General features: G+C 65.4%; 20 protein-coding genes. 12 read left to right on the plus strand and 8 right to left on the minus strand.

Annotated elements, in window-relative coordinates:
* Positions 1-2 precede the first annotated feature (2 nt).
* Positions 3-518, plus strand: coding sequence for a GNAT family N-acetyltransferase (locus CXZ10_RS12075; protein WP_101289598.1), 516 nt, complete (start codon positions 3-5; stop codon positions 516-518).
* Between the two features lie 233 nt (positions 519-751).
* Positions 752-2,881, plus strand: a complete 2,130-nt coding sequence (locus tag CXZ10_RS12080) for a methyl-accepting chemotaxis protein (protein ID WP_101289599.1) — start codon at positions 752-754, stop codon at positions 2,879-2,881.
* Positions 2,882-2,979: 98 nt separating this feature from the next.
* Here CXZ10_RS12080 and CXZ10_RS12085 read toward each other — a convergent pair whose 3' ends face one another.
* Positions 2,980-3,438 (minus strand): Lrp/AsnC family transcriptional regulator, encoded by a 459-nt coding sequence (locus tag CXZ10_RS12085; RefSeq protein ID WP_101289600.1) that lies wholly within the window; start codon positions 3,436-3,438, stop codon positions 2,980-2,982.
* Between the two features lie 168 nt (positions 3,439-3,606).
* Between CXZ10_RS12085 and ald the strand changes: the two genes are divergently transcribed.
* Positions 3,607-4,722: an alanine dehydrogenase gene (ald, locus tag CXZ10_RS12090; protein ID WP_101289601.1), complete on the plus strand. Its 1,116-nt coding sequence runs from the start codon at positions 3,607-3,609 to the stop codon at positions 4,720-4,722.
* A 202-nt stretch (positions 4,723-4,924) separates the two neighbouring features.
* Here the strand turns inward: ald and CXZ10_RS12095 are convergent, their stop codons facing one another.
* From CXZ10_RS12095 to CXZ10_RS12105, 3 genes are read right to left on the minus strand one after another with little or no spacing between them, the layout of a single operon-like run.
* The gene (locus tag CXZ10_RS12095; protein WP_244617146.1) at positions 4,925-6,157 is read right to left on the minus strand and encodes a class I SAM-dependent RNA methyltransferase; all 1,233 of its coding nucleotides are present in this window, start codon (positions 6,155-6,157) and stop codon (positions 4,925-4,927) included.
* The gene (locus tag CXZ10_RS12100; protein WP_101289603.1) at positions 6,150-6,884 is read right to left on the minus strand and encodes a TlyA family RNA methyltransferase; all 735 of its coding nucleotides are present in this window, start codon (positions 6,882-6,884) and stop codon (positions 6,150-6,152) included. The genes CXZ10_RS12095 and CXZ10_RS12100 overlap by 8 nt, the downstream gene beginning before the upstream one ends.
* 42 nt (positions 6,885-6,926) lie before the next feature.
* Positions 6,927-8,222 (minus strand): MFS transporter, encoded by a 1,296-nt coding sequence (locus CXZ10_RS12105; protein WP_101289604.1) that lies wholly within the window; start codon positions 8,220-8,222, stop codon positions 6,927-6,929.
* A 216-nt stretch (positions 8,223-8,438) separates the two neighbouring features.
* Here CXZ10_RS12105 and CXZ10_RS12110 point away from each other — a divergent pair, with 216 nt between their 5' ends.
* Positions 8,439-8,846, plus strand: a complete 408-nt coding sequence (locus tag CXZ10_RS12110; protein ID WP_101289605.1) for a hypothetical protein — start codon at positions 8,439-8,441, stop codon at positions 8,844-8,846.
* A gap of 109 nt (positions 8,847-8,955) precedes the next feature.
* Positions 8,956-9,795 (plus strand): MBL fold metallo-hydrolase, encoded by an 840-nt coding sequence (locus CXZ10_RS12115; RefSeq protein ID WP_101289606.1) that lies wholly within the window; start codon positions 8,956-8,958, stop codon positions 9,793-9,795.
* Here the strand turns inward: CXZ10_RS12115 and CXZ10_RS12120 are convergent, their stop codons facing one another.
* Positions 9,796-10,578 (minus strand): DUF1499 domain-containing protein, encoded by a 783-nt coding sequence (locus CXZ10_RS12120; protein ID WP_101289607.1) that lies wholly within the window; start codon positions 10,576-10,578, stop codon positions 9,796-9,798. It lies immediately after the preceding gene.
* On the minus strand, positions 10,575-11,567 hold the full coding sequence (locus tag CXZ10_RS12125) for a DnaJ C-terminal domain-containing protein (RefSeq protein ID WP_101289608.1): 993 nt from the start codon (positions 11,565-11,567) through the stop codon (positions 10,575-10,577). Before CXZ10_RS12125 ends, CXZ10_RS12120 begins: the two co-directional genes overlap by 4 nt.
* Positions 11,568-11,810: 243 nt before the next feature.
* Here CXZ10_RS12125 and pdxH point away from each other — a divergent pair, with 243 nt between their 5' ends.
* The 6 genes from pdxH (at position 11,811) to CXZ10_RS12155 (ending at position 18,820) form a co-directional block, all read left to right on the plus strand.
* A complete protein-coding gene (gene pdxH / locus CXZ10_RS12130; protein WP_101289609.1) occupies positions 11,811-12,419 on the plus strand; it encodes a pyridoxamine 5'-phosphate oxidase in 609 nt (202 codons plus the stop codon).
* Between the two features lie 20 nt (positions 12,420-12,439).
* The gene (locus tag CXZ10_RS12135) at positions 12,440-12,685 is read left to right on the plus strand and encodes an exodeoxyribonuclease VII small subunit (RefSeq protein WP_026789483.1); all 246 of its coding nucleotides are present in this window, start codon (positions 12,440-12,442) and stop codon (positions 12,683-12,685) included.
* Positions 12,686-12,853: 168 nt separating this feature from the next.
* Positions 12,854-14,776, plus strand: coding sequence for a 1-deoxy-D-xylulose-5-phosphate synthase (gene dxs, locus CXZ10_RS12140; RefSeq protein ID WP_101289610.1), 1,923 nt, complete (start codon positions 12,854-12,856; stop codon positions 14,774-14,776).
* Positions 14,777-14,891: 115 nt separating this feature from the next.
* The gene (locus tag CXZ10_RS12145; protein WP_101289611.1) at positions 14,892-15,596 is read left to right on the plus strand and encodes a GNAT family N-acetyltransferase; all 705 of its coding nucleotides are present in this window, start codon (positions 14,892-14,894) and stop codon (positions 15,594-15,596) included.
* 69 nt (positions 15,597-15,665) lie between these two features.
* Positions 15,666-17,618, plus strand: coding sequence for a bifunctional 2',3'-cyclic-nucleotide 2'-phosphodiesterase/3'-nucleotidase (locus CXZ10_RS12150; RefSeq protein WP_101289612.1), 1,953 nt, complete (start codon positions 15,666-15,668; stop codon positions 17,616-17,618).
* A 158-nt stretch (positions 17,619-17,776) separates the two neighbouring features.
* Entirely contained in the window at positions 17,777-18,820 is a 1,044-nt protein-coding gene (locus CXZ10_RS12155) for an AraC-like ligand-binding domain-containing protein (RefSeq protein WP_101289613.1), read from the plus strand.
* A gap of 402 nt (positions 18,821-19,222) precedes the next feature.
* On the opposite strand, the gene CXZ10_RS12160 is transcribed toward CXZ10_RS12155, so the two are convergent.
* Positions 19,223-19,600 (minus strand): hypothetical protein, encoded by a 378-nt coding sequence (locus CXZ10_RS12160; RefSeq protein ID WP_245412976.1) that lies wholly within the window; start codon positions 19,598-19,600, stop codon positions 19,223-19,225.
* A gap of 122 nt (positions 19,601-19,722) precedes the next feature.
* On the opposite strand from CXZ10_RS12160, the gene CXZ10_RS12165 reads away from it, so the two are divergent.
* Positions 19,723-21,501, plus strand: coding sequence for a Na/Pi cotransporter family protein (locus tag CXZ10_RS12165; RefSeq protein ID WP_188129099.1), 1,779 nt, complete (start codon positions 19,723-19,725; stop codon positions 21,499-21,501).
* A 36-nt stretch (positions 21,502-21,537) separates the two neighbouring features.
* Here CXZ10_RS12165 and CXZ10_RS12170 read toward each other — a convergent pair whose 3' ends face one another.
* Positions 21,538-22,515: a magnesium transporter CorA family protein gene (locus CXZ10_RS12170; RefSeq protein WP_180335972.1), complete on the minus strand. Its 978-nt coding sequence runs from the start codon at positions 22,513-22,515 to the stop codon at positions 21,538-21,540.
* Positions 22,516-22,650 lie beyond the last annotated feature (135 nt).

Here is a 22,650-nt window from a genome sequence, read left to right on the forward strand (position 1 = left end):
GCATGGTCGCGGCATCGATCGTTCTCGCGCCGCTTCACCCGGAAAGCGACCTCCGGGCCGTCGAGGCGGTCTATCGCCGCGCCAGCGATTATCTGGCACTGGAAAGCGGCCTGACGCCCGACGCGGCCGCTCGCGCCTTTTTCGAGGAAAGGCCGCCGACAGGCGACGACGCGCCTCTGAAGTTCGGCGTTGCCGACGACACCGGCGGCCTCGTCGCCATCGGCGATCTGGCCTTCGGCTATCCTGAACCGACAGACGCCTGTCTCGGTCTGCTCCTCCTTGTGCCGACGGTGCGCGGCGAAGGCCTGGGGCAGGCGATTCTCGGCGAAGTGAAGCGGCTTGCGAGCGCGCGTGGCGCCCTTCGTTTGCTGCTCGGCGTTCTCGACGCCAACGAGCGGGCGCGAGCCTTCTGGGAACGGCAAGGCTTCAAGCTGAACCGGACCAGCGGGCCGCACGCCTTCGGCAAGCGGCATCACCTGGTCCACAGGTTGGAGCTGCCGCTCGGCGGGAACGCATAAGGATTGCCCGCACACGCTGCAATCTTCGGGTTATCGCGAAATCTTCATATCCGCTTTACGCCTTCTTTACGTGCGACCGCGCACAAACTCAGACGAAAGTATCGGTGGCGGCGGGAACCAGTCGTCGGTGGAAGCCGAGCCGGTCTGCCGGTTCGGGACGAGCGCTCGACGTTCGCTCCCGGCCTCGGCATCGCGAAAACAGGCGGTCCCGCGCCAACTTAGCGGGGACAGGCATGCTGAGATCGTTCACGGGGAGAATAGTTTTCGTCGTGCTGGCGTCCGCGCTGGCACTGGCTGCCGTCCTTACCTTCGCGACGCAGCGGATGGCCGAGCGGACGGTCACCGATCTGTCAGGTGAGGCCATCGTCACGGCGGCCGGCGCTCGCGCCGACGCGCTGCAGGCCTGGATCGACAGCCTGACCAGCCAGGCGGCCGCCGTCGCCTCGGCCTCCGGCCTCCAGGCATCGGCGCGCGAGTTCAAGAGCGCCTGGAACCAGCTTCTCGACGACGATCCCGGCGCCCGCCTGCGGCAGGTGTTCGTCGACGGCAATCCGAACCCGCAGCATCGCGAGGAGATGGTGACCGTCGACGATACGTCGGAACGCTATTTCATCTACCACGCCACAGGCCACAAGGCGGTGGCCTCCGCCCTGCGTGACACCGGTTTCGACGACCTGGTGCTGTTCGACGACGGCGGCAAGGCCTATTACTCCTACGCCAAGGACGACATGTTCGGCCGCCGTATCGGCGATGTGGCGGGCAAGCCGGCACTGGTCGACGCCGTCAAGGCGATGATTCCGGCGCCCGGTGCCAAGCCGGCCGAGGCCAAGCCCGCTTTCACAGGCTTCCTGCCGGATCCATCTGCCTCCACCGGTCTCAGTGGCTATTTCGCGGCCCCGGTGATCCTGGAGGGACGCTTCGTCGCGGTGGTGGCGCTGCGCATCAACATGGAACAGGCCGCCAGGATCCTGAGCGACAAGACCGGCCTTGGCGCCGAAGGCCGTTCCATCCTTCTGTCGTCGGAAACCGGAATCGGCTTTGCCTTTGGTCAGACGGCGAAGGGCGACATGACGATCGACCTTTCGGCCAATCCCCTGCGCAAGGCGGCGGAGGAGGGCATCTTCGAGGCCGAGATCGATCCGGGCGTCGTCGAGCTGGCGGTTCTGGCGCCGGTGCGCCCCGGCTGGCAGGTGCTGTCCCTGCGCGACCGCAGCGCGGCGCTGGCGCCGGTCAACCGGCTGACGCTGATCCTCGTGGCGGTTGCCGCGGCGGTTCTGCTGCTGGTCGGCGGTATCGCCGTGCAGCTTACCCGCCGGCTGACCCGACCTCTGGCAGTCCTGGCCTCCGATGTCCGCCGTCTTGGAGCGGGCGAGCTGGAAACCGAACTGTCGGGCCGCGATCGCAAGGACGAGATCGGCGACCTCGCCCGCGCCGTCGACGTGTTCCGCGCTGCCGCCATCGAACGGTTGCGGCTCGAGGAGCAGCAGATCGAGGAAGGACGCCGGCGCGAGAGCCGCCAGCAGGAGGTTGACCGCCTCGTCACCGAGTTCCGGGCCGAGGTGCACAACACCATCGAGGCGGTTGCCCGCCGCATGGCCGACATGACCGCCACCGCCGCCGACCTGACGCAGGTCGCCGAGGAGACTACCGTCCGCACCGGCGAGGCTGCCCACGCCTCTTCGACCGCATCGGGCTCGGTGGGATCTGTCGCCGCTGCCGCCGAGGAGCTGGACGCCTCGATCCGCAACCTCGGCACCCAGGTGAACGCCGCCCGCGACGTGGTGGAAAGCGCCACCGAAGGCGCCAATGCCGCCAATGCCAAGGTCGGCGGCCTGCGGGTCGCCTCAGAAGAAATCGGCAAGATCGTCACGCTGATCCAGTCGATCGCCGGCCAGACCAACCTGTTGGCATTGAACGCCACCATCGAGGCGGCGCGGGCAGGCGAAGCCGGCAAGGGCTTTGCCGTCGTGGCCAGCGAGGTCAAGAACCTCGCCGGTCAGACCGCCAAGGCCACCGAGGAGATCTCCCACCAGATCGCCGCGATCCAGACCTCTTCCGAAGAGGCGGCCGAGGCCATCCAGGCGATCACCGACACCATGGCGACCGTCAATCGCTATACCGTCGCCATGGCCGACGCCATGGGGCAGCAGAGCGAGGCGACCACCTCGATCAGCGGCAACGTCCACGCTGCCGCCGCTGCCACCGGCTCGGTGCTCGGCATCGTCGAGCGAGTCGCCAGTGCCGCTGATGCCACCACGCGTTCGGCACAGTCGGTGAAGGACAGCGCCGCCGACGTCGAGCGTGAGACCAAGGCACTCGAAGACCTCGTGGCCGGCTTCCTTAGCAAAGTCACGGCGGCATAAGGCGCACACCGCGCAACCGCGGTGGAATCGATCAGGCCCGGAGCAGGCGACGACACCTGTCAGTCGCACGGCTCCGGGCCTTTCTTCTGCGGCTCCCCTCAGATCGGCAGCTTGGTCGAGCGCTTCACCGTCCGGAGCGTCAGCTGCGACTGAACGCGCACGACGCCGGGCAGGGGCGTCAGGATCTCGCTGTGGATGCGTTCGAGGTCGGCGGCGTCGCGGTAGACGACGCGTAGGAGATAGTCATGTTGGCCGGCCAGAAGGTAGCATTCGGTGATCTCGGGAATGGCGCGCACGGCGGCTTCAAACTTGTCGAGCGAGGCGCGCCCTTGGCTGTCGAGCGTCACGGAAACATAGGCGGTGCCGGGCACGCCGGCTATTCGGGGGTCGAGAATGGCGACAAAGCGGGCGATGAGGCCGCTTTCCTCGAGGAGGCGCGTGCGCCTCAGGCAGGCCGAGGCTGAGAGATGGACCCGATCCGCGAGCTCGGCGTTGGTCGGTCGGGCATTGTCTTGCAAGGCGGTCAGGATCGCACGATCCGTCACGTCGAGGCGCATGGGTTGAATTTCCTGCGTTTCAAGGGGCGATGATCAGAATTTTATGCTGTTTTTCGACCATAGTCTGCTGAATCTCTGCAAGAAATTGCGCCAAGATTGGCCAATTATGCGCCATCTCGCCAAGCTGGGACCAAACCCGGCGGCAGAACCAGCAGGGGACAATCCAGAATGCTTGTCGGTACGCCTAAGGAGATCAAGGATCACGAGGACCGCGTCGGCCTCGTTCCCTCGTCCGTGCGCGAACTCGTTGCCGCCGGACACAAGGTCATCATCGAGAAGAACGCCGGCGCCGGCATCGGCGTTGCCGATGCGGCCTACGTCAAGGCAGGCGCCACCATCGTCGACACGCCCGACGAAATCTTTGCCAAGGCCGACATGGTGGTCAAGGTGAAGGAGCCGCTCGCCGTCGAGCGCAAGAAGCTGCGCGAAGGCCAGACGCTCTTCACCTATCTCCACCTCGCTCCCGATCCGGAGCAGGCCGAGGACCTGATGAAATCGGGCGCCACCTGCATCGCCTATGAGACGGTGACGGCGCCCAACGGCTCGCTGCCGCTGCTCGCCCCGATGTCCGAAGTGGCCGGCCGCATGGCGCCTCAAGTCGGCGCCGCCGCGCTGGAGAATGCGGCCGGTGGCATGGGCATCCTGCTCGGTGGCGTCGCCGGTGTGGCGCCGGCCAAGGTGGTCATCCTCGGCGCCGGCGTCGCCGGCACCAACGCCACCCACGTTGCCCTGGGCATGGGCGCCGACGTGACGCTGGTCGACAATTCGATCGATGCGCTGCGCCGCGCCATCGCCACCTTCGGCGTGCGCATCAAGACGGCCCATTCCAACAAGGACACTGTGGCCGATCTCGTCACCGGTGCCGATCTCGTCATCTCCACGGTGCTGGTGCCCGGCGCCGCCGCGCCCAAGCTGATCAGCCGCGAGCTGATCGCCGCCATGAAGAAGGGCTCGGCCTTCGTCGACGTCGCCATCGACCAGGGCGGCGCCTCTGAAACGTCGCGCGCCACCACACACTCTGCCCCGACCTATATCGAGAGCGGCGTCGTCCACTACTGCGTCGCCAACATGCCCGGTGGCGTCGCCCGCACGTCGACCTTCGCTCTCAACAACGCCACGCTGCCCTTCACGCTGGCGCTTGCCAACAAGGGCTGGAAGCAGGCTTGCAAGGACGACATTCACCTCGCCCACGGCCTCAACGTCCATGCCGGCAAGATCACCTACAAGGCGGTGAGCGACGCTCTCGGCTTTGCCTATCTCGACCCGGCCAAGGCGCTCGCCTGAGCCAGGGCTACCTGATACCAAGATGCATTGAAAATGCGGCTTGGTACTCCGCTTGCCGATTTCTCATGCCATTGATGCAACTGAGAAATCGACAATGGCTCAATGAGCGGATGCGGCAGCATCTTCGCGAGTTGGTATGACATGAACAGGGCCGGAGCGGGGGTATCTGCTCCGGCCTTTCGTTCGTCCGAAGCGGTCTTTTTCAGCGCCTCAGCACGGCCACCACCTCGACGTGGCTCGACCACAGGAACTGGTCGACGGGAGTCGCGCTCTCGATGCGATACCCGCCGTCGACCAGCGTCCTGAGATCGCGGGACAGCGTCGCCGGGTTGCAGGAGACGGCGACGATGGTCGGCACCTTGGAGCGCGCCAGCCACTGGCTCTGCTCGGCGGCGCCGGCGCGCGGCGGATCGAACACCACGGCGTCGATCTTCTCGAGTTCCTTTTCGATGAGCGGCCGGCGGGCCAGGTCGCGCTTCTCGGTGGTGATCCGATGGCGACCGGTCATGCCGCGCGCCGCGCGATCGAGAGCCGCCACGGCCCCAGCCTCCCCCTCGACGGCCAGCACTTCTGCCAACCGGGCGAGGCGTAGCGAGAAGGTGCCGACACCCGAGAAGAGATCGGCGACCCGTTTCGCTTTGGCTGGAATGGCAGCCGCCACCAGTTCGCCCATGATCGTTTCGGCTTCTTCCGAGGCCTGCAGGAAGCCGCCCGGCGGCAGAGTGACGGCAAGGCCGTCGATGGTGATCACGGCGGGACGGCGCTCGACGATGGCCTCACCGCCGGCCGACAGGCGGGCGAGGTCGAAGCGCGCCGCAAGCTCGATGAGTGGCAGGCGTAGCCGGTCGACGTCACGCGCCGCAATGCCGGCGACAGAGACGTCAAGGCCGCCGGAGGTGAGCGTCACCGTGAGATCGAGCCCACCCTTTCTGGGCGCGACGAGGCCGGTCAGGGCCGTCAGTGCCGGTAGCGCAGCAAGAAGCTGCGGCTTCACCACCGGACATTCTTCCAGGCCGACGAGGCGATGGCTGGCCCGCTCGTTGAATCCGACCAGTGGATGGCGACCGGCCATGATGCCGGCAAAGGTGGCGCGCCGGCGGGAGTGCGGAGGCACGACACGCGTCTCTCCGACCTCGGGCGACAGGCCGCGATCATCAAGCGCATCGATGACGAGTTGCCGCTTGAAGTCGGCATAGGGCGACGGCGCGATGTGCTGCAGCAGGCAGCCGCCGCAGGTGCCGAAGTGACGGCAGGCCGGTTCGATGCGGTCTGGGGAGGGCGTCACGATGCGGTTGAGCCGCGCAGAGCTGCCCTGCAGCTCGACATCGACGGTTTCGCCGGCCAGCGTGTAGGGCACGAACAGCGGCTTGCCGTTCGGCTGGAGGACGACGCCGTCACCGCGATGGCCGAGGCGATCGATCACGAGTTCAGTCAAGGCTGGCTCCGAGTAGATATTCGTGGTTGCCGTCGCCGCCGAGGATGGGCGAGGGGATGAGATCATGGACGCGCCAGCCGTCGCGGCCGTCGAGCCAGGCGCGCAGGCGCTCGGCGGCGGCGCGGCCGGTTGCCTCGTCGACGAGGCCGCCCTTGCCGATCGCCTGCCGCCCCGCCTCGAACTGCGGCTTGACGAGAAAGAGGCCGAGGCCGGGGCGCCGAGCCAGCGTTAGCGCCGGCGGCAGCGCCAGGGTCAGCGAGATGAAGGATACATCGGAGACGATCACCTCGGGGCGGAAGGGCAGGTCGGCCGAGGTGAGCTCGCGGGCGTTCAGTCCCTCGATATTGCTGACGCGTGGATCGCCGGCGATGCGGGGATGCAGTTGGCCGTGGCCGACATCGAGCGCCACCACGCGGGCCGCCCCCCGTTGCAGCAGCACCTCGGTGAAGCCGCCGGTGGACGCGCCGACGTCGAGACAATCCCGGTTGCTGACATCGAAGCCGAAATGGTCGAGGCCGGCGACGAGCTTCAGGGCGGCACGCGATACGTAGGCGGCCGCCGGGTCGGACATCCCAAGCTCGGCATCCTCCTCAATGGTGAGGCCGGGCTTGTCGGCCGGCTGTCCCGCCACGGTCACGTGGCCGCGCAGGATGGCGTCGCGGGCGCGAGCGCGACTCTCCGCGAAGCCGCGGGCGACGAGAAGCTGATCGAGACGGATCCTTGCCATGGCGGTTGCTTTGCTGCAGACGCCCGCCTTTGGCAAGACCCGTCAGGGAGAATCAGCGTCTGGCGGTGTCTTTGGCTCAGCCGACGGCACCACGGGCGTCTGTAATATTGGATCATCCGGCGCCGGCGCTTCCGGCGGGATGGCGCCACCCACCGGAGCAGTGGCAAACATCTCGTAAGCTTCCTTCGGATCATCCGGACGCGAGGGGCGCATGCGCCAGCGCAACGCGATGAAGGCAACAAGCATCAGCTCGACGATGGCCATGAAGACGAACAGCGAGGCGTTGCCCCAGCTCTCCATCGCGAAGGAGGCGATCAGCGGCCCGAGCACGGCGCCGACACCGTTGGCAAGCAGAACGCCGGTGGCCATCTCGACATAGGCGGTCTTTTCGGCCCGGTCATAGGCATGGGCGGCAGCTACCGAATAGGCGGTCAGCACCACGGTGCCGAGCACGAAGGCCATGATGAACAGGCCGTAGCCATCGAGCGGCAACAGAGCGGTGAGAAGGCTAGCGATCGCCGAGAGAACAACCACGCCGGCAAGGACCAGACGACGGTCGTAGGCATCGGACAGCCGGCCTACTGGCCATTGCATCAGGGCGCCGCCGATGACGGCGAGCGACAGGAAGATGGCCGCACCGTTCGACGTGAGGCCTCGATCGATGGCGAAAACGGTCACCAACGACCAGAATGCACCGTTAGCGACGCCGATCATGAAGGTGCCGGCAAGACCCACCGGGGCGATCTTGAGGAGGCGTAGCGGACGGAACTGCACGATGGCGATCGGCGCCGGCTGGGCCGAGGTGGTAAGCGCCACCGGCACCACCGCGAGCGATACCAGCAGCGAAGCGGCTGCGAACAGCTCGAAATGCTCGATGGGGGCCAGCAGCACCATCAACTGGCCGGCGGTCGTCGTCAGGAAGTTGACGACGATGTAGACGCTCATGATGAGGCCGCGATTGTCGTTGGTGGCGCGGTCGTTGAGCCAGCTTTCGATGATGAGATAGAGGCCGGCGAGGCAGAAGCCGGTGATGGAGCGTGCCCCGATCCAGACGAGCGGATCGACGATCATCGGATGGACGAGCGTCGTGGCGGCGGCCAGCGACACCAGCGTCGAATAGGCGCGGATATGGCCGGCCCGCAGGATCAGGTAGGGGCAGGCGAGACAGCCGACCACGAAGCCGAGATTGTAGGACGACCCCATCAGACCGATCGTTACCGGCGTGAAGTGCTCGTAGAGGCCACGCAACGGAATGACCGTGCCCAGCAGCGCATTGCCGCACAACAGGAAGCCGATACCGGTCAGGAGCGAGACGAGCGGAGCGAAGGTCTTGGACAAGGACAAACTCGTGTGCAGGCGGAAGAACGATGGCCGCCGGCAGAACCGGCCACGATAGCCGCGCCGACATCGGTCTGCGCGACCACTCGACGCGGAAGGTGTCGAAGCTCTACGGCGTTTCCATGAACTTTGTATTTTTGAATCGGTTTGAGGCAGTTCGTCTGGAAATGCAAGCAGGCCTCATCCATATTCGCTGCGTTGGGAGGAGGCTGCGGCATGGCGAAGACAGCTTGGGCGATGGCCGAAGGGCAGTTCGACGCCGGCGATGGTGCTTTCCAGCCGGCGAGAGCTGAACTGTCCCACGACGGACTGGCGATCATTGCCGCCGATGGAGAGCCGATAACCCTTTGGAGACCGGCCGACCTCATTCGCGCGATGGTCCCGGACGGCTTCAGGATCGGTGCCCGAAGGCAGACCGGCATATTCGTGTTCGATCCCGATCACGGCGGAGAGTTGATCCGGGCGCTGGCTTCCATTCCCGATGCCGATGCGCCGATGATGCCGCGCGCCTTGATCTCGACAATGGTGATGATCGTCGGGCTGGCGCTCGCGGCGCTATTTGCCCTCGGCTGGGGATTTTTCTGGCTGATCGAATGGCTCACGGCGCCGGCGATCCCGGGATGAGAGAGTCCATGCGGGTTCATCCGGACTCATGGCGAGTCATGCGACTTCGACGAGATTCATGGAGTGCCATGGACGGCCACGCCGTACCGTGGCGGCCGGGTCTGGTACCATGAGCGACGACGAGATACCTGAGTTCATGCCCACCTATGGTGTCGCCGAAAAGATCGCCGAGGGTGTCCGCCGTCTCACCGCCCGAAACGGCGGACCGCTGACTTTCCGCGGCACCAACTGCTATCTGCTGGGTGAGCATGAGGTCACCGTCATCGATCCCGGCCCCGACGACGAGAGCCACGTTTCCGATCTTCTTGCGGCTGTCGGCGCGCCGATCCGCCGGATCGTCGTGACCCATGACCACGCCGACCACGCCGGCGCTGCGCGCCGGCTTTCCGAGCTGACTGGTGCCGAAGTGATCGGCGCCGCGCCCAGTCCGGCACGTCCCTTCTACACCCCGGATCGAGTGCTCGCCGATGGCGACACGGTGGCGACGGAACCGGGCGGCCTTCGCGCCATCGCGACGCCGGGACACACCGCGAACCATCTCTGTTACGACCTTGCCGACTCGGGACTGCTCTTCTCCGGGGATCACGTCATGGGCTGGTCGACCAGCGTCGTGGTGCCGCCGGACGGCCGTATGGCCGATTACATGGCCTCCCTCGACCGCCTCGCCGCGATCGGCCCCCGCACCTATCTGCCGGGACACGGCGACGAGGTGATCGACGGCCTGGCCCGCGTCGCTGAGCTGAAGCGCCATCGTGAAGCGCGCGAGGCAGCCATCCTCCGCGCGCTCGACGGAGGCGACCGAACCGTCGAGGACATCGTCGCCGCCGTCTACATCGGCCTCGATCCGTCGCTGGCCGCTGCGGCGGCGCTGTCGGTCGCAGCGCATGCCGACTGGCTGGAGGAGCGGGGCCTTGTGAGGAAGGTTGCCGACCGGCTGAGCCGGCTCTGATCAGTTGGCGGCCTGCCGCTGCGACACTTCGGCGAAGCGGGCGATGAAGTCGCCGACATGGCGGGCATTCTCGCCGAGGTCGGGCATCGCCACGCGGCTCAGCGACCGCACGTCGATGCGGCTGCCGCCATCGCCGGGGCGGATGCGAACGACGACATCCTCCTGCGTGCCGAGCACCAGCGACCGTGCCTCGGCCTCGATCCGGCCGCTCGCCGCCTCGGTGTCCGGCTCCTCGGCCAGCCGGATCACCCAGCCGAGGTCATCGATGGTCTGCCGGGCCAGCGCATAGGCCTCGACGGTGGAGAGGTCGGCGGCCTGCGTGGTCAGGTCGGGATAGGCGTCTTCCTGAAGGGCGGCGGCTTCGTCGGGCGCCGCACGCAAGTCGATCGGCAGGACCACCTGCGAGAAGCTGGCCGGCACTGCCGGCGGGTCGTCCGGGTCGGTCGAAACGCTGTCGAGAGCGGGGTAGGCGACATAGGCCGCCGCGGCGCCGATCAGCGGTGAAAAGGCGGCGATGATCAGCAGCAGCGTGCCGAAGGCGCTGTCCGCCCCGCCTCGCCCCTCGCGCCAGACGTCGCGTATCGTCACCGCCAGTACGCCGACCGCCACGAGACCGAGCAGCAGGCCGGTGGCGACAGCAGTGTACATGGTGCCGCTCGAAATCAGGTCGAGGTGACGGGAGATGATTCCCACCACCATCACCATGAAGGCGAGGCTGGCGACGAAACGCGCGGGACGGGCGCCGCGCGCCGGCGGCAGCGGCAGCGGCGGCAGACGGCTCATGAAGAAAATTCCGGGCCGCGTACGTCATAGGGACGCACCTCGCGCCAGCGCTCCATCAGCTTTTCGAGCCCGGCGTCGGCGCCGTCCGGCAGCACGATGCGCGGTGTGACGAAGATGTCGCCCCGAACGCCCTTCTTGTCGGGCAGGCCCTTGCCGCGCAGGCGGAAGGCCTTCGATCCGGTGACACCGGCCGGAATGGTCATGTCGACGGCGCCTTCCAGCGTCGGCACCCGCACCTTGCCGCCCAGCACCGCCTCGTCGAGCGTAACCGGCAGGTCGAGGCGCAGGTTATAGCCATCCGGGCGGAACAGACCGTGCGGCTCGTAGACGAGGATGGCGATGGCGTCGCCCGGCGGCGTGCCCTCGCCGCCCTGGCCCTTGAGGCGGAGCTGCTGGCCCGGCTCGAAGCCGGCGGGGATCTTGGCGTCGAGCGACTTTCCGTTCGGCAGTGTGATGCGCACCTTGCCCGAGCCGACGATATCCTCAAGACGGACGCGGGCCGTCACCATGACGTCGGCTCCCTTGGCCGATGCGGCGCTCGCGCCGGACGTGGAACTTCCGGCACCGCCCGGCGCAAAGCCCTCGAAACCCGAGAACCCGCCACGACGGCCGCCGCGCCCACCGCGGGCTGTGCCATTGGCAAAGCTGGCGAAGGCGTCGCCGAAGATATCGTGCAGAATGTCGTCGGTCGGCCGGCCGCCAGCCTGACGGAAGCCGCCGCCCATGCCGCTCGCCCCGCCGAAGCCCTCGAAGCCGGTGAAACGCGGCTTGCCGTCGGCGTCGATCTCGCCGGCGTCGAACTGGCGACGCTTGTCCTTGTCGCCGACGATTTCATAGGCCGAGTTCACCTCGGCGAAACGCTCTTTCGAGCGCGGATCGTTCTTGTTGGCATCCGGATGATGCTGCTTGGCGAGCTTACGATAAGCCTTCTTGATCGTCGTTTCGTCCGCGCTCCTGGGCACGCCCAGGACCTCATACGGATCACGCATGCTGGTTGGCCCTCTTCAGATGGATGATGGCGCTCCATGGCGCCAAGGTTCTGCCAAGCATGTAATGCCCGATCACGTTCCGTTCCAGAGTGTGCCATTATACGGGTCGGACCGCTTTGACAAAATCTTTTAGAGGGGGAACGCCTCAGAGGTTGTCGCCGGCCCGGATGTGGCTATATGCCGGTCGAACGCTTGCCCGAATCTGGTCGCCGGCCAGACCGCATGACGAGGCGCCAACGAGAAATGTCCAGTTCCGAGCCCGATTTCACCGAGGCCTCCGAGCCCTACCAGCTGTTCGTGAGCTGGATGAAGGAGGCGGAGAAGAGCGAGCCGAACGATCCCAACGCCATGGCGCTCGCCACGACGGACGAGGATGGGCTGCCGGACGTGCGCATGGTGCTTCTCAAGGGCTTCGACGAGCGCGGCTTCGTCTTCTACACCAACTTCGAGTCCGCCAAGGGCCAGCAGATCCTGGCGAACCGCAAGGCGGCGCTGCTCTTCCACTGGAAGAGCCTGAAGCGGCAGGTGCGCATCCGCGGCAACGTCTCCGAGGTGTCGAAGGACGAGGCGGACGCCTATTTCCAGAGCCGCGATCGCGGCAGCCGCATCGGCGCCTGGGCGTCCAAGCAGTCGCGTCCGCTCGAAAGCCGCTTTGCGCTTGAGAAGGCGGTGGCCGAATGGGGCCTCAAGTTCGGCATTGGCGCCGTGCCGCGCCCCGACCACTGGTCGGGCCTGCGCGTTACGCCGACCGCCATCGAGTTCTGGCGCGACGGACTGTTCCGTCTGCACGATCGCGTCCGCTTCCTGCCCGATGGCAACGGCGGCTGGACGCGCACCCGCCTCTATCCCTGACCGTTGAAAGGCCGACGAACATGACCACCGCCACTGACGTCAGCGCCCTCAGCTTCGAGCAGGCTCTGAAGGAACTCGAAGGCATCGTCGCCCGGCTGGAGCAGGGTTCGGTGCCGCTCGAGGAAAGCATTTCCATCTACGAACGCGGCGACGCGCTCCGCAAGCATTGCGACGGCCTGCTGAAGGCTGCCGAAGCCAAGGTCGAGAAGATCCGCATCGCCGGTGACGGGTCTGCCGCTGGTGTCGAGCCGCTCGATCGCGAATGATCGATCCGAGGCGGTATTTTTCTCGCCTGCGGCCTGACCCCCAAAATATGTTTCGTGCATTTGCCGCAATCGAGTCCGATAAACACGAAGCTTGCGAATTGAAGAGACTGTGATTGACTGGTATCTGAGGACGAGGGATTTGCCCTCGTAATTTCACGGATTTTTGGATTGTCGCGTCCTGCCACACCGCTTCTCGACACGGTCTCATCGCCTGATGATCTCAAGGTGCTGTCGGTTGCCGAGCTTGAGCAGCTCGCATCCGAAGTGCGCGCCGAGATGATCGACGCGGTGTCGGCGACCGGCGGCCATCTCGGCGCCGGGCTTGGCGTCGTCGAGCTGACGGTGGCCTTGCATGCCGTGTTCGATACGCCGCGCGATCGGCTGATCTGGGACGTCGGTCACCAGGCCTATCCGCACAAGATCCTGACCGGCCGGCGCGGCGACATCCGTACCCTGCGCCAAGGCGGCGGCCTTTCCGGCTTCACCAAGCGCAGCGAGAGCGTCTACGACCCGTTCGGCGCCGGCCATTCCTCAACGTCGATCTCGGCCGGCTTGGGCATGGCGGTGGCCCGCGACCTCAAGGGCGACGACAATCAGGTGATCGCCGTCATAGGTGACGGCGCCATGTCGGCCGGCATGGCCTATGAGGCGATGAACAACGCCGGCGCCATGGACAGCCGCCTCGTCGTCATCCTCAACGACAACGACATGTCGATCGCGCCGCCCACCGGCGCCATGAGCGCCTATCTGGCGCGTCTCGTGTCCGGGCCCACCTATCTGACGCTGCGCGAGGCGATGAAGCAGCTCGCCTTCAATCTGCCGAAAGGCCTCCGGCAGAAGGCGCAGCGGGCCGAGGAATACGCGCGTGGTTTCCTCACCGGCGGCACGCTGTTCGAGGAACTCGGCTTCTACTACGTCGGCCCTATCGACGGGCACAACCTCAACCACCTGCTGCCTGTGTTGCGCAACGTCCGCAACGCCAAGGACGGGCCGGTGCTGCTGCATGTCGTCACCAAGAAGGGCAAGGGCTATCCGCCGGCCGAGGCGGCGGCCGACAAGTATCATGGCGTCAGCCGGTTCGACGTGGTGACGGGGGCTCAGGTCAAGCCGAAGGCCAATGCGCCGAGCTACACGCAGGTGTTCGGCGAGACGCTGGTGGATGAGGGGCGACGCGACGAGCGCATCGTCGGCATTACCGCCGCCATGCCGGCCGGCACCGGTCTCGACCTCTTCGCTGAAGCCTTCCCCGATCGCGTGTTCGACGTCGGCATTGCCGAGCAGCATGCCGTCACCTTCGCGGCGGGCATGGCAACCGAGGGCTTGAAGCCCTTCTGCGCCATCTATTCCACCTTCCTGCAACGCGCCTACGATCAGGTCGTGCATGACGTGGCCCTGCAGAACCTTCCCGTGCGCCTGCCGATCGACCGGGCCGGTTTCGTCGGTGCCGACGGCGCCACCCATGCCGGTGCATTCGATACGGCCTTCCTTGCCTGCCTGCCCAACATGGTGGTGATGGCGCCGGGCGACGAGGCGGAACTCCGGCACATGGTGGCGACGGCGGTCGCCTATGACGATGGTCCCATCGCCTTCCGCTATCCGCGCGGCGAGGGCGTCGGCGTCGAGCTGCCGGCGCGGGGCCAGCTTCTGGATATCGGCCGGGGCCGCATCGTCTCCGACGGCGGCAAGGTGGCGATCCTGTCCTTCGGCACCCGGCTTGCCGAGGCGATGAAGGCGGCCGAGGAACTGGCCACCTTCGGCCTGCCGGCCACCGTGGCCGACGCGCGTTTTGCCAAGCCGCTCGACCGCGAGCTCATCCGTCAGCTTGCCGCGCACCATGAACTGCTGATCACCGTGGAGGAAGGCTCGGCCGGCGGTTTCGGCAGCCAAGTGGTGCAGGCGCTGGTCGAGGACGGCCGCTTCGATCGCGGTTTCCGGTTTCGGGCCTTGACCCTGCCCGATGCCTTCATCGATCACGACAGGCCGGAGCGCATGTATGCCGCCGCCGGCCTTGATGCGCGCGGCATCGTCCAGGCGGTGCTCACGGCGCTTGGACAGCATCGGGTCGAACTTGCCGGCGTGGTTGCCAAGTAAGGCGGGCGCGGCGAGAGCATCGTGCTGAAGGCGGGGGCTTTCACAGGCGATGCGTTGACAGGGAGATGGAGCGCCGCCACTGCGTTCTCGGCGAGCGTTGCCCATAGGGGGACACATGAGCTTGCGTGAGACGGACGGCAGCGATGATCCGATAGGACCGGTGGTCGTGGGGTGGGCGCCGCGCCCGCGCCCGTCGCACATAACCCTGGAGGGCCGGACGGTCCGCCTGGAGCCCCTATCGGCCGCCCATGTTCCCGACCTCTTTGCTGCCTATTCCGCTGATACGACCGGCCGGATGTGGACCTATCTTTCGGTCGGCCCTTTCGCGCGAGAGACCGACTTTGCCGCCTGGATCCATGCCCTCGTTCCCTCCGAGGATCCGCTGTTCTTCGCAGCGCGGGACAAGACGACGGGCCGGGCGGTGGGCATCGTTTCCTATCTCCGCATCGATCCCGCCAACGGCTCCATCGAGGTCGGCTGGGTGACATGGTCGCCGCTGATGCAGCGCTCGCCCATTTCCACCGAAGCTCATTATCTGCTGATGAAGCATGCCTTCGATGATCTCGGCTATCGTCGCTACGAGTGGAAGTGCAACGCGCTCAATGCGCCGTCGATGAAAGCCGCCGAACGCCTGGGCTTTACCTACGAGGGGACGTTCCGTCAGGCCGTCATCGTCAAGGGACGCAACCGTGATACTGCCTGGTTCTCGGTGATCGACAACGAATGGCCGGCGCTGAAGCGTGCGTTCGAGGCTTGGCTGAACCGGGACAATTTCGATGCGGCGGGGCGACAGAAGAAACGCCTGCAAGACTTCAGGTAGCGTGTTTCGCGTCGTCGCCGAAGCGTTTCGCCCGCAGCGGGCGTTCATTCATTGAGGAGACAAGTCGTTATGCCGATCCATCGTCTCAGCCGCCGTGAGTTGCTTCTGGCCACCGCTGCCGGCGCGCTCGTCGCTTTTGTTCCCGCCGTTGCCTCGGCCGCAGAACCCGCCGTTCGCCTGCGCTTGATGGCGACCACCGACCTTCACGTCAACGTCTACCCTTACGACTATTATCGCGACAAGGCGGACGACACGGTTGGCCTCGCCAAGACAGCCGCGTTGATCGCCGCCGCTCGCGACGAGGTACGCAACGCCCTTCTGTTCGACAACGGCGACCTCATCCAGGGTAGCCCGCTCGGCGACTATATCGCCTATGAAAAGGGGCTCGACGGCGGCAACAAGCACCCGATCGTCGCGGCGATGAACGGCCTCGGCTATCTCTGCGGCACGCTCGGCAACCATGAGTTCAACTACGGGCTCGATTTCCTCGGCAAGGCGCTGTCCGGGGCGGAGTTCCCGGCCGTCTGCGCCAACGTTCTGAAGCCGGACGGCACGCCGCTCATCGAGCCGACCCGCGTTTTCGATGCCAAGGTGACCGACGCGTCCGGCGGCGAGCATGTGCTGCGCATCGGCGTCATCGGCTTCGTGCCGCCGCAGATCGTCCAGTGGGACAAGGACAACCTAGCCGGCAAGGCGACCACCATCGATATCGTCGACGCCGCCGGAAAATACCTGCCGGCGCTGCGACAGCAGTCCGACGTCGTCGTGGCGCTCTGCCATTCCGGCATCGCCGGCGGCGAGCGGGCGGGCGACGAGGAGAACGCGGCGCTGTTCCTGTCGAAGGTTCCTGGCATCGACGCCATCTTCACCGGCCATCAGCACCTCGTGTTTCCCGGCAAGGACTTTGCGGGGATCGACGGCGCCGACATCGAGAAGGGCACGCTCAACGGCGTGCCGACGGTCATGCCCGGCTTCTGGGGCAGCCACCTCGGCGTCATCGACCTCGATCTCGTCAAGGAGGGCGAAGGCTGGAAGGTGAGCGGCTTCAAGGTGGAGGCGCGTCCGATCTACGAACGCACCCCCGACAAGAAGATCGTCTCGCGGGTAGACGCGGTGCCGGCCGTGCTGGCGTCGGTGAAGGACGATCACGAGGCAACGCTCGACTATGTCCGCCGCCCGGTCGGCGAAACCTCGGCTCCGATTTCCAGCTACTGGGCGCTGGTCGCCGACGATCCGTCGGTGCAGATCGTCAGCCAGGCACAGCTCTGGTATGGCGCCGCCCAGGCCAAGGCGGCCGGTCTGCCGGACCTGCCGATCCTGTCGGCCGCGGCGCCGTTCAAGTGTGGCGGCCGCTCCGGTCCGGACTACTATACCTTCGTGCCCAAGGGGCCGATTGCCATCAAGAACGTCGCCGACATCTATCTCTATCCCAACACCATCCGCATCGTGAAGGTGACAGGAGAGCAGGTGAGGGAATGGCTCGAACGCTCGGCCGGCATCTTCAATCAAATCGACCCGACCAAGACCGACGAGCAGCCGCTGATCGATACGTCCTTCCCGTCCTACAATTATGACGTCATCGACGGCGTCACCTACCGCATCGATGTCACGCAGGCGAAGCGCTACGACAACGACGGCAAGGTGATCGCGCCGGACGCGCACCGCATCGTCGACCTTGCCTATCAGGGCAAGCCGGTCGAGCCGACCCAGGAGTTCCTGGTGGTGACCAACAACTATCGCGCCGGCGGCGGTGGCCATTTCCCGGGCGCCGATGGCAGCACGGTGGTCTTCCAGGGGCCGGACAGCAACCGCGATGTCATCGTCCGCTACATCGTTGAGAACAAGACCATCAACCCGTCCGCCGACGGCAACTGGTCGATCGCCAAGCTGCCCGAGGGCGTCAACCTCACCTTCCCGAACTCGCCCAACGCGACGCTCGATACCGTTCCGGCGGGCGTCAGGGTGGAGAAGGTCGGCGATGCCGGCGAGGGCTTTGCGAAATATCGCCTGACGGTTGCGTGACGGTCGGCGCGGCCTCACATCGATCGCGAGACGTCCGACGCCCGGCCACGAGCCGGGCGTCGTCATATTCGGCGTGGCCCGGTGGCTTGATATTCCTTGCCCGGAATGTATGAGTACTTATCCAGACCGTCGGTTCCTTGCCGGAGCGCCCGATTGAGATGAGCGCTGATTCCCCCGATCCGAAACTCCTGCGTTCCCATTTCGACACCCGCGCCTTGCCCGCCCATCTCGCCCAGCAGGCGTGGACCGAGGCGATCGGCGTTCTCTTCGACTCCCGCCCGCGCAAGACCGTGGAGGAAGGCTTCTTCGCCGAAGTCGATGCCGCCTTCATGGGCGATGTCGCGCTCGGCCGGCTGCGGAGCACGGCGCAGGATTTCGATCGCTCGCGCTACAAGATCGCCCGCGACGGCATGGATGGCTATCTCCTGCAGTTCTATCTCTCTGGGCGCAGCGCGACGCGCGGCGGGAGCAACGCCGAGGTGGCGGGCGAGGGCGATCTCTATGTGATCGACATGGCGCAGCCATTGGCGACCACCACCACCGATCTCGACCAGATCAGTCTTGTGGTGCCGCGCCGGCTGCTCTCCGCCCGGCTGGAAAGCCCGGACGCCTCCCACATGCGGATCATTCCGGCGGGGCTGCCGCTGGTCACGCTGTTTCGTGAAAGCCTTAGGAGTTTCCACGGTCAGATCGACAACATGTCGCGCCGTGAGGCCGAGGCGGTGATCCATCCGCTCCTCGACCTCGCGGCAGCGGCCGTCAATGGTCATGTCGATGAGCGGAACATGACAGGCGTCAATCTGGCGCATTTCGTTGGCCTGAGGCGCCATGTCGAAGCCAACCTTCTCGACCCGGATCTGACGCTCGACAGCTTGCTCGCAACCTTTGGCCTGTCCCGGCGGAAAGCCTACCGGTTGTTTGAGCCGGTCGGCGGCTTTTCCACCTACGTCAATCGTCGCCGTCTGCAGCGGGCCTTGCAGGCGCTCCGCTCGGTGGACAGCCGGCACCTGTCCATTTCCGAGATCGGCCTGGCCCACGGTTTTCCAAACCCTGAAAACTTCAGCCGGGCGTTCCGCCGCGAACATGGCCTCTCGCCGCGCGAGGCGCGTCAACTCGCCGGTTCGGGCCGAAGCCTGCCGGAGTTGGCGGAAAAGCTGTCGGAAAAAGGCTGGGCCAAGTGGATCGAGGATATCGGCCGGTGAAGGCGGGCGGTCGATGCACCCACGTCCCTTAACGTGAGAAAAGGTGACACGAAATGCCGGATGGCTGGCACAAAACGACCATTTCCGAACCGCTACGTATTAGGCCATAGAATTCCGCCGCCCTGCATGCGATGGAGCATCGGTCCCGAGACAATCGGGCCCATCGAGGCGGTTGAACACATGGCGATCCCATTCGTAGCCATTTTCAAAGTAGATTTTTAGATCTTTCTTTTAGCCTTTAAGCAACCGCAAGATAAAGACTCCGGGTGAGTCCGGTGCAACCGCCTCGATCTCCTTCCGTTCAGAGATGCGACGATCTCGTCGTTCGACAGCCGTCCCGCCCTGCCGCCGTCCCTTGATGACAGCGACAGGGTAAGCTTCGACTTCAAACCATTGGGAAGGTCACGACAGCGGCAGGCAGGCGTCGACGTCGTCCGGTTTGACGCGTCCCGCCTTCAGGTCGCTCAACTGCGGAATGGAAGGATCGGGGCCGCCGATTGCCGCGTCATAGGTGGCGCGATCCACCTCGATCTGTCGGCCGCCGGTCGAGAACATGACCATGCCTTTCTTGCCGACATAGGCGCGTGCAGCCTTCAATTTGCAGAAATACTGTTTCTCGCCATTCGAGGCGACCCAGCCCGGCAGGCCGGACTTTCCTGTGGTGAGCTTGCCGAGCTTGTACCCCTGCTGGGCCAGCTTGGCATAGGACTCCGCTTGTGCGGCTCCCGTTACGGCGATCAAGGCAACAGTCGCGCCGATAACCATTCTTTTCAAAGGCATGAACATGAACTCCCCCACGTCACACTCAACCGGAGTCGTGTAGCAGGTTTAAAGGGACGCAACCACAGCCTGCGTTGCTCGGTCCCCGATGCTTTTGCTGGTGCCGTATCCGCTGCTCCCTCGTGGCCTGCAAGCACGTTCGCCTTTGGTCGTCATTGAATCCCGCCGTTTGTCGTCTAGGTGAGAGCTTCGGTGCCGAATTTGTTAGTCGACTAGCGCTTAGAGTTGCTGGCCTAGACTGCTCCACGGAAGCCAGTGCGATGACGATCCTGAACTTTGCGATCCAGCTGTTGAGCGGCGCCATGGTTCTCCTGTTTGCCGTACGCTTCATGCGTATCGGCATCGAGCGTCTGTGGGGCTCCCAGATCCGATCGAGCCTCAACGAGGGATCGTCGACCGTTCGCAACGTCATGACCGGCACGGGGCTGGGATTCGTCATGCAAGGGAGCACCGCCGTCGTGCTGATTGCGGCAGGTCTTGCCGGTACCGGGTCGATACCCGTTGGCGTGGCAGCAAGCGTGGCACTCGGCGCCGACATGGGCTCGGCACTGGCCGTCCAGTTTCTGCAGTTGCCCGTGTCGGCGCTCGGTCCGCTTTGCATTCTTGTCGGCGCGACCCTTTATCTGCGCGCGACGGAGCCGCGACTGCGCAATTATGGCCGCACCATTCTCGGCTTGGGACTGATCTTCCTTTCCCTTTCGATCATCAGGCAAAGCGTCGCCCCGCTTGCCGGTCTGCCGGGAGCGGCGGCCGTCGTCGGCTATCTCAACAGCGATCCGATAACGGCCCTGCTGGTCGGAAGTGCGCTGACGCTTCTCATGCATTCCAGCATTGCCGCGCTATTGGCCGCCTTGGCCTTTGCCCTTCATGCTCCCCTTGGCGTCAGCGCTGGACTTGGAATCGTGTTGGGCGCCAACCTTGGCAGCGCGCTCCTCTCCCTGTGGCTGCTGAAATATGAGAACGCGCGCAGCAAGGCGGTGGCGGGAGCTGTGGCCGGATTAAGGTTTGCCTTCGTCCTGCTGTGTCTTCTCCTGCTTGCCGCCGCGCAGTTCGGCGGGCTGATGGACCGAGTTGGCTTTGGCACTGGTCAGGCGATGCTTGCCGGGCATCTTGCCTTCAACGCCCTGCTGCTCCTTTCCGCTTCGCTTTGCGTGCGTTTGGCCCGTGCCCTCGACAAGCGCTTTGCCACCGACAACACGCCGTTGACGATCAACGTGCCGAAAGGGGTGGCCGACGACGTCGGCCTTGCCTTCCCGATGATCAAGCGGCAGCTCGCCAGCATGCTGGAAATCGCCGCGCTGATGCTCAATGAGGCCACCGCCACCACTCCCGATCCGGAGCGCATGGCGAACTTGGAAAAACGCATGAACGCCACGTTGGCCAGCATTCGCGAGATCTACGCCAAGCTGCCGACCGCCAACGACGCCGAGCTCGCGGACATTCAGCCCATCATCGACTTTGCAGTCCGCCTGGAACGGTGCGGGGACATCTTTGCCGGCAAGTTCATCGCGCTCAGGCTGGAGCAGATCAAGGGCGAGTATCAGTTCTCGGACGAAGGAAGGGCCGAAATCGAAGCCATGGTGCAGGCCGTTCACCGTGGAATCATTCTTGCCGAGGAGACGGCGTGGACTGCCGACATTTCCACGGCACGGCGTCTGGTGAGCCACAAGCAGACCGTGGCCGACATGGAAAGCCATAGCCGCGCCGCCCATCTCGCCCGCCTTCGCCAAGGTGACCATTTGAGCCTCGGTTCCAGCAACCAGCACCTGGAAATGATTGCGGCGCTCAAGGAAACAAACTCCAAGTTCGCCACCATTGCCTATGCCGTGCTCGACCGGCATGGCGACCTGAGAGAGTCCCGGATCAAGCCAAATCAATCGGGCGCGGCGCCCATTGCTTGACGACGACCGCCAACGACAAGGGTGCGCAAGCCTGACTCAGAGCCACCGCTTCCAGCGGAAGAAGCCGTAGGTGCCGGCAGCCGACAGGATCATCGCCGCGATGCCCCAGAGATAGCCGTAGGTCCATTCGAGTTCGGGCATGAAATGGAAGTTCATGCCGTAGAAGCTGGCGACCAGGGTCGGCGGCATGAAGATCACCGCCAGAACCGAGAAGATCTTGATGGTGTCGTTCTGCTGGATCGAGATGAGGCCAAGCGTCGCATCGAGCAGGAAGGTGATGCGCTCCTCCTGGCCGCGGCAGTGGTCGGCCAGCGCCGTCACGTCGCTCTTCATCGGCTTCAGGCGGGCGACGTCTTCCTTCGAATAGCGCGGTCCCTCCATCTTGGCCGTGAGGAACAGCAGCAGACGAGAGAGGGAGATCAGGCTCTCCTGGAAGTGGCCGAGACGCAAGCCCTCGCGGCCGATACGCCGAAGCGAACTCTTGTAGCGATCGCCCGTTGGTGAGGCGCGCGAGTCGTCCTCGAACACCCGGCGGGCAATGGTCTCGATGCGGGCGCCCGACTGCTCGATGACGTCGGCCAATCGGTCGATGGCCGCCTCCAGAATGGTCAGAAGCGCCCCATGCGGGGTCGTCACGTTGGCGCCCGCCGTCGTCACGTTCTTGATGGCGAGCGGAATGGTGCCCGGCTCGTCATAGCGGACGGTGACGAGGTGCTTGTCGGTGAGCACGAAGGTGACGACGGTGATGCCCGGATCATTGCTGCCGGCGCGGCAGGGCAGGGCGGCGGTGAGATAGAGGACGTCGTTGGTGACCGACAGACGGCTCGACGGCTCGATCTCTTCCATCTCCGCGCGGGTGGGAAGCTCGGCGCCAATAAACTGCTCGACCGCCAGCTCCTCGGCGCGCGTCGGCGTCATCAGGTCGATCCAAAGCGTCTGCTGGTCCGGCACCAGGGTGCCGCAGTTGGGAGCATATTCAAGCTTGTCGCCGACGGGATGAAACGCATTGAGCATGGGCGACGTCCAGAACTCTGGCCTTCGCGAGGCCGGTTCGCTTGGCGATGGGCGAATTCTCCGAATGCGGCGACTCCTCCTCGAAACGACAGAGGCTTCACCGTCCGCCGTTTCTCTATACGCGGTCGCGACGGC

Source organism: Pleomorphomonas diazotrophica (assembly GCF_002844595.1).
GTDB lineage: Bacteria > Pseudomonadota > Alphaproteobacteria > Rhizobiales > Pleomorphomonadaceae > Pleomorphomonas > Pleomorphomonas diazotrophica.

Excerpts from the sequence above, each read along its gene's own strand:
- CXZ10_RS12075 (WP_101289598.1), top strand. The coding sequence starts at position 3 with ATGGTCGCGGCATCGATCGTTCTCGCGCCGCTTCACCCGGAAAGCGAC.
- CXZ10_RS12080 (WP_101289599.1), top strand. The coding sequence starts at position 752 with ATGCTGAGATCGTTCACGGGGAGAATAGTTTTCGTCGTGCTGGCGTCC.
- CXZ10_RS12085 (WP_101289600.1), bottom strand. The coding sequence starts at position 3,438 with ATGCGCCTCGACGTGACGGATCGTGCGATCCTGACCGCCTTGCAAGAC.
- ald (WP_101289601.1), top strand. The coding sequence starts at position 3,607 with ATGCTTGTCGGTACGCCTAAGGAGATCAAGGATCACGAGGACCGCGTC.
- CXZ10_RS12100 (WP_101289603.1), bottom strand. The coding sequence starts at position 6,884 with ATGGCAAGGATCCGTCTCGATCAGCTTCTCGTCGCCCGCGGCTTCGCG.
- CXZ10_RS12110 (WP_101289605.1), top strand. The coding sequence starts at position 8,439 with ATGGCGAAGACAGCTTGGGCGATGGCCGAAGGGCAGTTCGACGCCGGC.
- CXZ10_RS12115 (WP_101289606.1), top strand. The coding sequence starts at position 8,956 with ATGAGCGACGACGAGATACCTGAGTTCATGCCCACCTATGGTGTCGCC.
- CXZ10_RS12120 (WP_101289607.1), bottom strand. The coding sequence starts at position 10,578 with ATGAGCCGTCTGCCGCCGCTGCCGCTGCCGCCGGCGCGCGGCGCCCGT.
- CXZ10_RS12125 (WP_101289608.1), bottom strand. The coding sequence starts at position 11,567 with ATGCGTGATCCGTATGAGGTCCTGGGCGTGCCCAGGAGCGCGGACGAA.
- pdxH (WP_101289609.1), top strand. The coding sequence starts at position 11,811 with ATGTCCAGTTCCGAGCCCGATTTCACCGAGGCCTCCGAGCCCTACCAG.
- CXZ10_RS12135 (WP_026789483.1), top strand. The coding sequence starts at position 12,440 with ATGACCACCGCCACTGACGTCAGCGCCCTCAGCTTCGAGCAGGCTCTG.
- CXZ10_RS12145 (WP_101289611.1), top strand. The coding sequence starts at position 14,892 with ATGAGCTTGCGTGAGACGGACGGCAGCGATGATCCGATAGGACCGGTG.
- CXZ10_RS12150 (WP_101289612.1), top strand. The coding sequence starts at position 15,666 with ATGCCGATCCATCGTCTCAGCCGCCGTGAGTTGCTTCTGGCCACCGCT.
- CXZ10_RS12155 (WP_101289613.1), top strand. The coding sequence starts at position 17,777 with ATGAGCGCTGATTCCCCCGATCCGAAACTCCTGCGTTCCCATTTCGAC.
- CXZ10_RS12160 (WP_245412976.1), bottom strand. The coding sequence starts at position 19,600 with ATGCCTTTGAAAAGAATGGTTATCGGCGCGACTGTTGCCTTGATCGCC.
- CXZ10_RS12170 (WP_180335972.1), bottom strand. The coding sequence starts at position 22,515 with ATGCTCAATGCGTTTCATCCCGTCGGCGACAAGCTTGAATATGCTCCC.